The sequence below is a fragment of the Alkaliphilus hydrothermalis genome (genome assembly GCF_016908555.1).
Taxonomy (GTDB): domain Bacteria; phylum Bacillota; class Clostridia; order Peptostreptococcales; family Natronincolaceae; genus Alkaliphilus; species Alkaliphilus hydrothermalis.
This window is the reverse complement of the sequence record NZ_JAFBEE010000006.1, coordinates 103,329-118,005: the sequence shown is the minus strand read 5'-3', so window position 1 is coordinate 118,005 and position 14,677 is coordinate 103,329. Positions and strand designations below refer to the sequence as shown.

Here is a 14,677-nt window from a genome sequence, read left to right as displayed (position 1 = left end):
CCTTAATAAATTAGAATACGTATAGTCATATTCTCTTTAATTTTTGAAATTCCTTCTTTTTAGAAGAATTTTAATGTTTAAAAGTTTAATTTTAGTCATTCTTGAAAATTATGTATACCTTCCGTCTTTGCAAGTTGCCATAATTCCTCCATTTCCTCCAAAGTCATGTCCTTTAAATCCCCACCAGACTCCCTTGCAGCCTTCTCAATATATGAAAAGCGGCTAATAAATTTTCTACTGGTGCTATTCAATGCTTCCTCTGGATCTAAATCAAGAAATCTTAATAAATTAACTACTGCAAAAAGAAGATCTCCACCCTCTTCCAACATCTTTTCTCTATGCCCTTCCTCAGTGGCATCCTTTAGCTCGGATAGTTCTTCATGGATTTTATTGATAACTTCCTCCGACTTGTCCCAATCAAAACCAACACCGGCTGCCTTCTTTTGTATTTTGAAGGCCTTCATTAATGCAGGCAAGTGTTGGGGTATTGATTCCATTGACTCAGTATAGCTTTCAATCTTCTTTTCTTGCCTTTTTCTTTCCTCCCAAGTCTCAAGGGCATCACCTAGGTTATCGGCTTTTACATCCTTAAATACATGGGGATGTCTAAAAATTAATTTTTCCGAGATGCCTCCTATAACGTCATTGATGGAAAATGCTTGTCGCTCCTTGGCAATTTGACTATGGAATACCACCTGCAAAAGTAGATCTCCCAATTCTTCCTCTAAAAGAAAGTCATCCTCTAGGTCAATGGCCTCTAACACCTCATAGCTCTCTTCTATCAAATAGGGCTTTAAACTCTTGTGGGTCTGTTGAATATCCCAAGGACAGCCATCTTTATTCCTTAATCTTTCCATGATATCCACTAAATTATTCATATTATAGTATTTTTTTTGCATACTGTCAATCTTAGGTATATACACACTTGTGAGGTAATCAATCCAATCTAGTCTATCTAGCTCATATAACAGAATCTTTTCAATCCTCTGAATCGTTGGAATTCCAGCACCCCGCACTACAAAAATTTCTTGTTCGTCATGGTAATAGTCCATAAGTCTTAATTTTATTTGTGATGCCATAAAGGGATCATATACCTGTGTAATGATGTTTGCAACAGATGGGTCTGGCTCCTGTTGATCCAGTTGTAGCCCATCTATGAGCTTGAATCCATCTACAGGGTCTACTCCTAACACCGGTAACATCACATCCAGAAAACTCATGGCGGGTTGGATTTCCATATGGATTCCCCGATCATCACAAACCTTTTTTAATCTTTGAACTGTCACCTCAGCTACATTTGGATGCCCAGGTACGGCATACAGTACCTCTTCCTTCTCCGATTTTTCCACTAGAAGATTTACAATTTCATCATAAACTGCATCAAAATCCGCCATTTCTTCATAGACAAAATCAAAGCTTGAATAGGGAATACCTTTACGATCTAAAAGAGATACCGTTGGGTGCTGCTGGGTTCTTAAGTATACCATAGGGTAATGCTTCATGGCCTCCAGTGCCGCTAGGGTTACATGCTCCTCTGACCCAGGCCCTAGGCCCACTACTGTAATTTTACCCATCCATACCCCTCCTTTTTTTATCTCATTAGCCTCACTTTTTTAAGGATTTTTGATAATTTATTGCCCCCTGGCAATAGATCCAAATCCTCTTGGGTTAAGGCGCCAGTCATTAGTAATAATATACCATAGATTGCTGCTCCTACACCTATTGATGTCAATGTAGATATACTATTCCCAAGAACCGGATAAAGTAGTCTATAGGATAGTAAGACCACTAATCCCATCGCCGTGACAGATGCTAGCAATTTAATACCAAATTGAACTATATCAAACTGGGTTCCAGTGGCTCGCTTTACCTCTATAAAGTTTAATGCCGCCGCAACAAAGTAGGCTGCAATCGTCCCTATGGCTGCCCCTTTTACATTAAGAACAGGGATGCCCGTTAGTGTGTAGGTAACAACAAATTTGACTACTGCCCCAATCATAAGGTTTCTAACAGGTACAAAGGGCTTTCCTAAGCCTTGTAAAATCCCTGTCATGGTCTGTAGCTGAGTGAGGAATAGTACTGCCGCAGATAGCACCAACATAATTTCCCCTAAGGATGCAGGTTCCTTTGGGAATAGCATCTGCATGATTGGGCCTGATAATACACCTAAGCCTACTGCCGCTGGAAAACCGATTAGTGATGCAACCCTAAATGCCGATTTAGCATCTGATTGAACAGATTCTAGATCTCCTTTAGCTGATGCCTCCGATATAACTGGAACTAAACTCATGGCAAGCCCCACTGTAAATACCTGTGGTAGGTTAATTAAAGTAGCTGCCATTCCCGTCAATTGCCCAAAAAGGCTATTGGCTTCTTCATAGGTAAAACCGATGGCTTGAAGCCTTCTTAATACAATCATGGTATCCACCATATTAAGTAAAGGTAGTACAGAACTACCTAATGTAATGGGGATGGCAATCTTTAATAAGTCCCTGATAATCCCCTTTGTAGGTTCTATACTTTCATCTGGTAATCGTTCAAACTGAGATAATATTTCGCCTCTTTTTCCACGGTAAATCAAATAAATAATGATTAAACCTGTGACAGCTCCAACCAATGGACCAAAGGCCGCACCAGCCGCAGCAAATTCGATTCCCCGATCTACTAAAAAGAACGCTAAGGCTAGTCCTATAACAACCCTACCAATCTGCTCCACTACTTGTGATACTGCCGTCGGAGTCATATTCTTCATTCCTTGGAAGTACCCTCTAAAAGCAGCCAAGATTGGTACAAAGAATAGGGCTGGTGCTAAAGCCAGCATGACATAATAAGCATTTGGGCTGGCAATCACTTTATCAACAAGAAACCTAGCACCCAAAAATAAGGATAATGAACTAATTAGTCCAAAGGAAATAAGGATATAGAAGGATGTTCGAAATACCTTATGGGCTCCTCCTGCGTTTCCTTGGGCTCTTTTTTCTGACACAAGCTTTGATATTGCAGTGGGAAACCCTTGTGATGCAAAGGCTAAAATCAAAACATAAATAGGATAGCCAGCTTGGAAATATCCTAGCCCCTCTGACCCAATAACATTTCCTAATGGCAATCTAAAGAATGCACCTAAAATTTTTGTTATAACACCTGCTATGGCCAGTATAGCAGCTCCCTTTAAAAAGGAATCTTTTTTCATGGTTACTCCTCCTACTTCTCATTCAATCAAACTTTATTATAGCAGACTTCTTTTTCTAAGTATAGTTTAAAACGATATCATTGACCACCAATAAAAAAACCCGGCTTCTACACCGGGGATTGGATCTTACTATTGTTCCATTTGCTTTGATAGGAATGCAGCAGCAGTAGCAGCTATTTTTTTCTCTGTTTCTCCCATTGTGGTTCCTTTTTCCTTTGAGCAAAGGATTACTGTACCGATTGGATCACCTTGAGTTACGATTGGTGCAATTACCTGAGCTACATAAGCTCCGTTATCTCCCTCATCTGAAGCTATTGGTACGTGTTGGTCCCCTTGATTCATTAATACTACTTCTCGTTCATCCATGAGCTTTTCCAGAGACTTGCTGACTCTTTTGTCCATGTACTCTTTTTTAGGTGCCCCTGCCATAGCGATAATAGAATCTCTATCAGTAATAATTGCTGTATGCCCTAATGCTTCTTGTAAAGATTCTGCATATTCTGTCGCAAATTCATTAAGTTCTCCAATAGGAGAATACTTTTTAAGTATTACCTCCCCTTCTCTATCAGTAAATATCTCTAGAGGATCCCCTTCCCTAATCCTTAATGTTCTTCTAATCTCTTTTGGAATAACAACTCTACCCAAATCATCTATACGTCTAACTATTCCTGTCGCCTTCACTCCTATTACCTCCTAATTTTAGTAGAATTTATTGTATATCTATTATTTTACCAATCCCACTATTTTATTCATTTAAGGAATTTATTAATTTCCCTTCATGAAATTTACAGAAAAAAAGAACCCTAATATAAGGATTCTCATTTTTGTATTATTTTATCGTTCTTATTCTTCTTTTTTTTCTTCTTCCTCTTGAGGCATGTTCTTAGTTACTTTTGATTCTTCTAATCTTTCTTCTACATACTTTTGGAAGTCTTTAATTTCTAATTCTTGAACAAGAGCAGCTTTGATTTCTTCGAAGTCTTTCTTTTCACTTCTCTTGTCTTCTACTTTAATGATGTGGAATCCAAACATTGTGGCTACTGGTTCACTTACTGCTCCAATCTCCATCGAAAAAGCAGCTTCTTCAAACTCAGCAATCATTACCCCTTTAGGGAAATAATCTAAATCTCCACCCTTATCTTTAGAGCCTGGGTCTTCCGAATATTCTTTGGCTAACTCTTCAAAGGATTCTCCAGCCTTGATTCTGTTTACCAATTGCTTTGCTAATTCTTCATCACTGACAAGAATATGTCTGGCTTTAACTTCATCATTTATGAAAAAATCTGGATTTTCATCGTAGTATTTTTTCGCTTGAGCCTCATCCATTCCCAGTTCTTTAATATAGTGCTCTTGATATGCAGTGATGCTTCTATCTTTCTTAATTTCCCCTTTAATAAAATCTTCATCTATCCCATTTTCATCGGCAAAGGTCTTAAAATCTTCATTGCCTTTAACATATACTAAATATTCATCATAACTTTTTTGAATTTCTTCGTCACTAACTTCTATTTTATTTTCTTTAGCCAGTTGCATTAGAAGCTCTTCCATTACTAGCTTTTCCATAACCTGTTCTTTAATTGTTTCTAATAAGGTCATGCCAGAGCCCATATCTTCATTTAGCATTTCTTCACCAAATTGATTAACATAATCCATTTTGAATAGTGCTAAATTTTTATTGAATTGGTCTTTTGAAATCTCAGCCCCATTTACAACTGCCACAACATCACCCTCCAGCTTTGATGTGTCAGACTTAGTAGTGCACCCCACAGCCAATACAATCAGTACTAGGCAAGCGGCTAAAACCTTTATTGCTTTGCCATATCTTAGCATTTTCACCACAATCAACCCCTATTCCTTTTCATTTGTTATGTAACCATTATATCTAATTTCTAGGATTTTGCAAACCACTAATTTTCTCCACAATGTCTTTTAAGTCTGTTAATATCTTGTATTGGTCCATTGTGGTAATTTTGTAGACAAAATAAGGTTCATTACTGGCGTGGAAAGTTATTTTTCTTCCAAAGGTATGTAGTACGTCCCCGATTCCCTCTGGTTTTAGCCTGCTGCTATTTTGGAATGTAATTCGAATTTCCTTTTCCTTTTGGGAAATGGATTGAATCATTAGTCCTTTAGCCAGTGCCTTGACATAGGATATCATCAGTAAATTAGCCACACTGGCAGGGATATTTCCAAAACGATCCTCCACCTCTTCCTCTACGTTGAAGAGGTCCTTTTGGTTGCGTATAGAGGCAATTTTTTTATAGATTTCTATTTTCTGACTTTGGTTGGAAATATAGGATTCTGGAATATAGGCATTTACATTTAATTCTATCGTTGTATCTTGATATTTTTCTACAACTTCCCCCTTCATTTCCCCTATTGTCTCTTCTAATAGTTTTACATATAGGTCATAACCAATGGAGGCCATATGTCCACTCTGTTCTCCTCCTAATAAATTTCCAGCTCCCCTGATTTCTAAGTCCCTCATGGCAATCTTAAAACCAGAGCCAAACTCAGTGAACTCTTTAATGGCCTTTAGTCGCTTCTCCGCCACCTCTGTCAGGGATTTATTCTTTTCATACATTAGATAAGCATAGGCTTGACGATTTGAACGTCCTACCCGGCCCCTTAACTGATAAAGCTGAGAAAGTCCTAGTTTATCGGCGTCATGAATAACAATGGTGTTTACATTTGGGATATCTAGCCCTGTTTCAATGATGGTGGTACAAACCAGCAGATCGTATTCCCCTTCATAATAGGCCAACATCAAATTCTCTAATTCCCGTTCACTCATTTGTCCATGTCCGACAGCTATTCTGGCTTCCGGCACCATTTCCTGTATCCTTGCTGCCATTTGATGAATTCCTTGTACACGATTATACACATAGTAGATTTGTCCGCCCCTAGATATTTCCTTTGTAATGGCATCGGCTAATAATGCTTCGTTATAGGCCATTACATAGGTTTGGATAGGATACCTCTCCTCAGGTGGGTCTTCTATGACACTCATATCCCTAACCCCAATCATGGACATATGAAGGGTTCTTGGGATCGGTGTGGCTGTTAGGGTTAGTACATCTATAGACTTCTTAAGCTGTTTTAGGCTCTCCTTGTGCTTTACCCCAAATCGTTGCTCTTCATCCACAATCAGTAACCCTAAGTCCTTAAATGCCAAATCCTTTGATAAAATTCTGTGGGTTCCAATTACCACATCTATATTGCCGGTACGGGCATCTTCAAGTATTTTTTTCTGCTGAGCAGGACTCTTGAAGCGACTTAACATTTCTACCTTAATTGGAAAGCCTGAAAAACGCTGCTTAAAGGTGTTAAAGTGCTGTTGCGCCAATATTGTGGTGGGGACCAACACCGCCACCTGCTTGTTATCCATCACAGCCTTAAATGCAGACCGAATAGCCACCTCAGTCTTTCCGTAACCAACATCCCCACAAAGCAGTCGATCCATTGGCCTTTCCCTTTCCATGTCACCCTTGATCTCTTCTATACATCGCAACTGATCTGGAGTCTCTTCAAAGGGAAATAAATCCTCAAATTGCTTCTGCCATTCGGTATCAGAAGGGAAGGTATGGCCCTTTAGCTTTTCCCGCTCGGCATAGAGTTTTAGCAGATCTTCAGCCATATCTTCAATGGCCTTTTTAACCTTGGCTTTGGTTTTAGTCCATTCGGTTCCCCCCAGCTTGCTGAGCTTAGGTTGTTTTTCATCATTTCCTATATATTTCTGGATCAAGTCCATTTGATCAGTAGGTACGTAGAGATTGTCCTCTCCAGAGTAGCGGATTTTTAAATAATCCTTCTTGATACCATCAACCTTTAGCTCCTCTATTCCAATGTATTTACCTATCCCATGACCTTCATGAACGACATAATCCCCCTCCTTTAACTCAATAAAGGATTTGATAGGGGCTGCGTCCTTCCTCTTGGTCTTTTGCTTCTTCTTTTTATGCACCCCGTAGATTTCATTGTCGGTGATCATCATGTATTTCATATCTACATACTCAAAGCCCTTATGGACACTACCTTGTAAAATTGCCACCTGCCCTGAAACCAACTCCTGCTGCATATCAACAATGAAATTCGCCTTTATCCCCCGCTCCTTCATAAGCTCCAGCAGCCTCAATGCTCTTTCTTTTGTCCCTGGCACAAGCACCACTTTGTATCCCTTATATTGAAGATTTTTAAGCTCCTCCACCAACAGATCAAACTTGCCTTGGAAGGATTGAACCCCCCTAGAGGTGAAGCTTACCGTCTCCCTTGGTTGAAAGTCAGGAGTATATTTTGGAAGTAAATTTAGAACCACCGATGGCTTACTCTGAATCTTCTTCAATAACTCATCATATAGAACCAACGTCTTTCCTTGAGTCGGTAGGACTTCTCCCCGCTCCAACAGAGTTTTAAAGTTTTCTCTAAATTCCTCTGTATATCCCTCAACCTTTTCTTTAATCCGTCGTGGCTCATCTATGATAAATAGAGTATCTGGTTTTAAGTAGTCTAACAGGGTTGCCCCATCCTTGTAGATATAGGGTAAGAAACGATCAGAACCTTTGAAGAAATTATGGGTCTCAAACTTTTCTAGGACTTCAGCCATTTTTTCCTGCAGGCGATCCCTCGCTTCCCCTTGAAGTTTAACAATGTTCTTTTCCAGCTCTTGTCTAATGAGCTTTATCCCATCAGCTACTCTGTCGGGGTCTATGATGGCTTCCGTTACGGGATTTATCTGTACTTTTTTCTTCTTATCTATGGATTTTTGTGTCTCCACGTGGAAGGTTCTAATGGAGTCCACCTCATCATCAAAAAGTTCAATACGGTAAGGTACCTCTGCCGATGGAGGAAATATATCAATAATCCCTCCCCTTTGGCTAAATTCCCCTCTAGCTTCCACTCTATCTACCCTATTGTATCCCTGAATAATAAAGGTTTCCAGCACATGATTTAAGTCAATTGTTTTACCAACCTCGAACTCCTGTTTATATTTTTCATAGGTGCTTCGAGGAGTCATTTTCAATAGTAGGGCTTCTATAGAGGAGACTATGATCTGGTTTCCACCTCTTGAAAGCAATTCTATCGTCTTCATCCTCAAATTTTCCATTTCTTCCCCTACGACCTCCAGGTCGTAAAACACAACATCCTTTGTAGGGAAATATAATACCTCATCCACATAGAATTTCAAGTCTTGATAGATTTCTTGAGCCTCCATTTCACTATAGGTGAGAATACAAATAGGCTTTTCCATCCCCTGTTGAAGGGCATAGGCCATGTTTGATTTTTGAGAATCGCTTAGCCCGTGAAGAAACACCGGAGTCTTCTTTGACTTAATTGCTCCAATTACTTGATTGTATTGTATTGAATTCTTTAATGGAGCCAGAAGTAGGTTTTTCATTTGATCACCACCCTCTTGCGTTATTTTATCATTTATGAGCTTCCCTTTAAGCAACGTCTTTAGCCCGGTTTTTTCCTCCGGGCTGGTTTTAATCTATTCTGTTTTATCCTAAAGATATTTGGTAATGTACCAATTCCAAGCACTATGAAATACCCATGCCACCAATACAGCAATCAAGATGGAGTCACTTTTCCCAAAGGTAATGTAGGTAATGAGCCCAAAGAAACTATGACTCACAACACTGGCTAAAGCAGCCAGATTTCCAATCTTTTTAGATGAGGTAACTATATCATAAATCCCTTCTATACACCCAAAAACAAAGTGGGTACCTACTATATGGGTGGACATCAAAACGGCTGCAATAGACTTGGAAAATTCTTCTATAAAGGGAACAAAGGCAACCAAGCTATTGCTCCCAAATCTTTTTAAAATCACTTTATTACATAAATAAGCAAAAGCAGCAGCAATTATACCAGAGAATATAAACATTTAGTAACTCCTTTTTTCTCTATATAATTAACCTTATCCGTTATACTTATTCATTGCTAGTTGAATATCATCCTTTAGAATTGCCTCCACCGCAAGAACTGACCTTTCGATGGCTTCATTGATTAACGGAATTTCTTCCGATGAAAAACGTCCTAATACATAGTCTGCTAAATCTCCAAACTGAGGTTTACCCACCCCAATTCTAATCCTTGGGAAGTTATCTTTTTGTAGAAGGTAAATGATATTTTTCATACCATTATGACTGCCAGAACTGCCTTTTTCCCGTATTCTTAAGGCCCCTACCTTTACATCAATATCATCATAAAGGACAACCATTTTCTCTAGGTCTGCCTTGTAAAATTTAAGGATTTCCATAACACTTTGTCCACTTAGGTTCATAAATGTCTGGGGTTTTACCAACACAACCTTTTCATTCCCAATTCTACCTTCACCGATGAGAGCCTTATGTTTTAACTTAGTCACCTGTATTCCATGATTTATGGCTAACCGGTCTACGGCATGGAAACCAACATTATGTCTAGTGTTTTCGTATTTTTTTCCTGGATTCCCCAGACCAACGATTATGTACATCCTCTTCACCTCTTCTTTGGTAAAATATCCTAAAATGTGGTGACGAAAAACCCCCATATTCTTTCTAGCTTCAAAACGATTGTTGTCCTGAAGGCTGAATGTGAGGGCTTTAAGTCAATAGCTTTGGTTACTTCTTAATCAAAAATTTTGCTAACAGAAATATTTTTATAGATTCTTAAGATTGCTTCACCAAATACTGGTGCAACAGACATGGTTTTAATCTTATCTATTTGCTTTTCCTCTGGAAGTGGAATTGTGTTTGTGATAATTAATTCCTTAATTGCAGAATTTTGAATTCGTTCCACCGCTGGCCCAGATAGTACTGGATGGGTACAACATGCATATACATCCTTTGCACCAAACTCTTTTAGAGCATTGGCTGCTTGAGCAATGGTACCTGCAGTATCAATCATATCATCAATTAGAATTACATTTTTACCATCAACTTCTCCAATGATATTCATAATTTCAGAAACGTTTGCCTTTGGTCTTCTCTTATCAATGATGGCGATAGGCGCATCTAAATGATTTGCAAAATTTCTAGCTCTAGTAACACTTCCCAGGTCAGGCGAAACAACTACTAGGTCTTGTACATTTTTTTGTAGAAAGTACTGGGCTAAAATAGGTACTCCTAATAAATGATCCACTGGAATATTAAAATATCCTTGAATCTGAGAAGCATGTAAATCCATAGTTAAAATTCTATCAGCTCCTGCAGTAGTTAATAAGTCTGCAACTAATTTAGCTGTGATTGGGTCTCTTGCCTTTGCCTTACGATCTTGTCTTGCATAGCCATAGTAAGGAAGTACAGCAGTGATTCTTCCTGCCGAAGCTCTTTTGAAGGCATCAATTAAGATTAATAGCTCCATTAGATGGTCATTTACTGGAGGACAAGTTGGTTGTACAACGAAAACGTCCGTACCTCTTACTGTTTCACTAATGTTTACGGCTATTTCTCCATCACTAAAGGTTGCTACCTCAGCATTTCCTAATGGTACTCCAATCGCTTTAGCAATTTCCTTTGCTAAAGTTTTGTTGGCATTCCCAGAAAATATTTTTATCTCACTTCCACTGGTATTCATCATTATCCTCCTCGTTTTTTTACAAATTTTCTTTGGCTTATTCTTTTAGCATCCCTTTTCGGGCTACCCAACCTTCTTTGTTTTCTTGCTTACTTCTGCTTACAGCTAATGCACCCTCTGGAACTTCCTTTGTAATGGTAGAGCCACTGGCCACATATCCATTTTTTCTAACAATTACTGGAGCGATTAAGTTTGCATTGCTACCCACAAAGGCAAAATCCTCAACAATACTTTTATGCTTTTTCTTGCCATCATAATTTACAAACACGACACCACAACCTATATTTACATGCTTGCCAACCTCTGCATCCCCTATATAAGCTAGGTGAGATGCCTTGGAGTAGTCGCCAAATTGGGTATTCTTTAACTCCACGAAATCCCCAATCTTACAGTGCTTACCTACTTCACTTTTTAGACGTAGATAAGCATATGGACCAACTGTCGTATAATCATCTACACTACTATCTACAAGGGTAGAGCTTTGAATCACTACGTTATTACCAATAATACAGTTATCAATATTGCTATTCGCTCCAATGGTACATCCTTCACCTATTATCGTGTTCCCTTTAATCATTGCTCCTGGCTCGATAATCGTATCTTTACCGATTTTAACCTTTTTCCCAATATAGCTATTGTTAGGAGCAATAATCGTTACTCCCTCCACCATATGCTTACGGTTAACTCTCTTTCTCATTAGCTCTTCTACTTCTGCCAATTGAATGCGATCATTTACTGCCATAATTTCTCTATAGTCAGTTGTCTTGTATACCCCTACTTTTTCACCATCTTTTTTAATTAAGGATAAAACATCCGTTAAATAATATTCCTTCTGGGCATTTTCGTTTTTTAATAGGGGTAAAGCTTTTCTTAATGCCCCCGCCCCAAAACAATAAATACCGGAATTAACTTCTTGAAGGGCTTTTTCTTCTGTCGAAGCGTCTTTTTCTTCAACAATTTTATCTAGCTGAAAATCTCCATCACGAACTATTCTTCCATAACCAAAGGGATTTGTCAAATCTGTTGTCAGTACAGTAGCACTAAAATTTCCTGAGGTATGGTACTCCATAAGCTGATTTAGGGTCTCATCCGTAATTAATGGACCATCTCCACATAAAACTAACACAAGACCATCTTCATCTATATGGTCATAAGCCATCATTACCGCATGCCCTGTCCCCAGTTGTTCTGCCTGTAGTACTGTTTTAACATGCTCTGGAAGGCTTTTTTTAACCTCCTCTGCTCCATGTCCCACAACAACAATACATTCTTCTACCTTCGATGCTTCTGCTGACTCAACTACGTGCTCCAGCATTGATTGTCCGCATACTTTATGTAGAACCTTTGGTAAACTAGATTTCATCCGCTTACCTTCTCCTGCTGCTAATATAATTGCTTTAAGTTTCATCCCTTCACCTCAATTTCTATATTTTCGACAAAACGCTATACTCTATTTTATTTCATTGTTGTACTTTTAATCCCTTTAATAGTTTATTATATTTTTGCCCATTAGAAAACCCTATTTTAAAACAAAAAGAGGACCTTTTTGGCCCCCCCCTTTTTGTTTACTATTCCCCTATAGCTTCCTCTAGCTCATCACTCATTCTTTCGTACTCGCTAAAGATCGCATCTTGAATCTTTGTTCTTGTTACTGAATTAATTGGATGAGCGATATCTCTGAAGTCACCTTCACCCATTTTACGACTTGGCATGGCAATGAATAATCCATTTTGTCCTTCAATGATTTTAATATCATGTACAACAAATTCCTCGTCGAATGTAACAGAAACAATTGCCTTCATTTTGCCTTCTGCGGCTACTTTTCTAATTCTAACATCTGTCACTTGCATTTTGTCCTTCACCACCTTCCATCTGTCATACTACAAAAATGCAAATATGATTATAATGGTCAATATTCTCCAAAAATTAAAGATTTCCTTCTTGTTTTTTTAAGTTTTCAGAATTTTTTTGTTTTCATGACAATTTTGTAGTATTGATGGAATTTACTTAGGTTAAATTTGGATCGGGATAAATTTTTACCACTTGGTCTGTTTCCTTTACGTCCTCAAGTATTAACAGTGATGTATAATCACTAATTAATTTTTTATCGGGTTCTTTTGTGGCGATGAGTACTGCTACCCCCTCTACATGGGCATCAAATTCCTTCATCATGTCCATCATTCCCCTAGCAGTTCCTCCAGCCTTCATGAAGTCATCTACGATGATTACCCTTGAGCCTGGTTTAATAGCCCTTCTCGATAAGGACATTCGTTGAATTTTGCCACTGGAGCCCGATACGTAGTTAATACTCACGGTTGAACCCTCAGTTACCTTGTTATCCCTTCTTAGAATCACCAAGGGTAAATTCATGGCCTTGGCCACCATTAAGGCTAAGGGAATCCCCTTCGTCTCTACAGTGATGACGTAATCTACGTTTTTGTAATCAAACTGACTGGCAAATACTTCACCTATTCGATGAATGATATGGGGGGAGTAAATGATATCTGTCATATATAAAAAGCCCCCAGGTAAAATCCGATCCCCTTCACTTAGTTTTGCTGCAATCATTTCTAATATCTCTTTATTTTGCTCCTTGGATGTTTTGGGAATAAACTTCACCCCCCCTGCGGCTCCAGAAAAGGTCTCGATTTTTCCCAGTTCCATTTTCTCCATTGTCTGTTTAACAATTACTATATCCTCACTAATAGTTGATTTAGCTGAATTGAATTTTTCTGTGAAAAAATTGAGAGTGAATATCCTATTAGGCTGGTCACTGAGTATCTTCACCATAGCTGCAATTCTTTCATTCCTCTTTAGTTTGCTCATATACTTCCTCCGTACCTTTATTTTTAAAGTTTAGTATCTTCTCTTTATGCTTTATCCTATAACTCATTTTATTCTTTTTCATTACCAATTTCAAGAAAAACACTGTTGTGTGCTAACTCATCATACAAGTATGCTGAGTTTTCATAATTTTTTATTCTATTATATCATACTTCTATATATTACTAATACTTGTCCTTTTTCTTATAAACTGCATGAATAATCAGTCTGTGGGTTGATGTATACAACGGGTGGCAGGTAACCAATGTAAGGATTTGGTCTTTATTATTTCGATTTAACACCGTTACATCTTCTGGAATTACAATGTGTTTTTTATAAATCTTATATTGATAGATTTCACCCTCTTTTTCTATTAAGATCTGGTCTCCAACCTCCAATTCGTCTAGTCGATTAAAAAATCGACCATAAGTATGGCTGCGATGGCCTGCAAGGGCTGTATTTCCTATGTCTCCCAAGGGTGTTGTCCCCCTGACTACTGCAGCACCTATTTTCAGATTCTTCTCAGTGGCTCCCTGCAATATTGGTAAGTTAAGATTTATTTTACTAATTTTTAGTATTCCTATCACATGTGTTTTGTTATTATTAGATTTTTTTTCAGTCTGTGGGGAAGGCCCTGTTTCTTGTTCAATTTCTGTCTGACGATTCTTTTCTACGCTAGTACTGGATTCCTGACTATTAGCCTCCCGCGATACATATAATTCTTGTAATCCTTGGCTTGTTTCTTCCTGAAATATTTCTTGTAGGTCATGGTATTCTTGGAATTCTATAGTATTTTCCTGTAGATTTTCTTCTATTCTATCCTTCATCTTATCTTGAACTCTTCTTATCTCCTGTTGACTTTCGTACTCCCTCATTATTTTCTGTTGCCAATACCATGTATATCCTGATTCTAAAAAAGGATACATGGCAATAACGACACCCAATAAAATCAGTACAAAAGAAATTTTTTTCAACCCCATCACCTACCTCTTCATCATATTCTTGACTCCATTTTCTCATTCTTTCCCCCGCTGGTTTATATTTATTTAATGTAGAACCTTCCTATTCGTTATAGCAAAGTCTTCCTTCTTATACGTTATAAAAATA

At 38.2% G+C, this 14,677-nt stretch carries 12 protein-coding genes; all 12 read right to left on the bottom strand.

The window, feature by feature from the left end; all coding sequences use genetic code 11:
• Window positions 1-95: 95 nt before the first annotated feature.
• Window positions 96-1,574, bottom strand: coding sequence for a bifunctional methyltransferase/pyrophosphohydrolase YabN (gene yabN / locus JOC73_RS06425; protein WP_204401323.1), 1,479 nt, complete (start codon window positions 1,572-1,574; stop codon window positions 96-98).
• 17 nt (window positions 1,575-1,591) lie between these two features.
• Entirely contained in the window at window positions 1,592-3,190 is a 1,599-nt protein-coding gene (locus JOC73_RS06420; protein ID WP_204401321.1) for a putative polysaccharide biosynthesis protein, read from the bottom strand.
• Between the two features lie 129 nt (window positions 3,191-3,319).
• Window positions 3,320-3,871, bottom strand: coding sequence for a stage V sporulation protein T (spoVT, locus tag JOC73_RS06415; protein ID WP_330613134.1), 552 nt, complete (start codon window positions 3,869-3,871; stop codon window positions 3,320-3,322).
• Between the two features lie 162 nt (window positions 3,872-4,033).
• Window positions 4,034-5,020, bottom strand: coding sequence for a peptidylprolyl isomerase (locus tag JOC73_RS06410; RefSeq protein WP_243427874.1), 987 nt, complete (start codon window positions 5,018-5,020; stop codon window positions 4,034-4,036).
• A gap of 52 nt (window positions 5,021-5,072) precedes the next feature.
• Entirely contained in the window at window positions 5,073-8,585 is a 3,513-nt protein-coding gene (gene mfd, locus JOC73_RS06405; protein WP_204401317.1) for a transcription-repair coupling factor, read from the bottom strand.
• A 108-nt stretch (window positions 8,586-8,693) separates the two neighbouring features.
• Window positions 8,694-9,074 carry a hypothetical protein gene (locus JOC73_RS06400; RefSeq protein WP_204401315.1) on the bottom strand — a complete coding sequence of 127 codons (381 nt, stop codon included), beginning with the start codon at window positions 9,072-9,074 and terminating at the stop codon, window positions 8,694-8,696.
• A 33-nt stretch (window positions 9,075-9,107) separates the two neighbouring features.
• Window positions 9,108-9,665, bottom strand: coding sequence for an aminoacyl-tRNA hydrolase (gene pth, locus JOC73_RS06395; protein WP_204401313.1), 558 nt, complete (start codon window positions 9,663-9,665; stop codon window positions 9,108-9,110).
• Window positions 9,666-9,799: 134 nt separating this feature from the next.
• A complete protein-coding gene (locus tag JOC73_RS06390; protein ID WP_204401311.1) occupies window positions 9,800-10,747 on the bottom strand; it encodes a ribose-phosphate diphosphokinase in 948 nt (315 codons plus the stop codon).
• Window positions 10,748-10,784: 37 nt separating this feature from the next.
• Complete coding sequence (gene glmU, locus JOC73_RS06385; RefSeq protein WP_204401309.1) at window positions 10,785-12,155, bottom strand: bifunctional UDP-N-acetylglucosamine diphosphorylase/glucosamine-1-phosphate N-acetyltransferase GlmU; 1,371 nt, start codon at window positions 12,153-12,155, stop codon at window positions 10,785-10,787.
• Window positions 12,156-12,315: 160 nt separating this feature from the next.
• Entirely contained in the window at window positions 12,316-12,597 is a 282-nt protein-coding gene (spoVG, locus tag JOC73_RS06380; protein ID WP_204401370.1) for a septation regulator SpoVG, read from the bottom strand.
• Window positions 12,598-12,754: 157 nt separating this feature from the next.
• The gene (gene purR, locus JOC73_RS06375) at window positions 12,755-13,573 is read right to left on the bottom strand and encodes a pur operon repressor (protein ID WP_204401307.1); all 819 of its coding nucleotides are present in this window, start codon (window positions 13,571-13,573) and stop codon (window positions 12,755-12,757) included.
• A 182-nt stretch (window positions 13,574-13,755) separates the two neighbouring features.
• A complete protein-coding gene (locus JOC73_RS06370; protein WP_204401305.1) occupies window positions 13,756-14,550 on the bottom strand; it encodes a class D sortase in 795 nt (264 codons plus the stop codon).
• Between the last annotated feature and the right edge of the window lie 127 nt (window positions 14,551-14,677).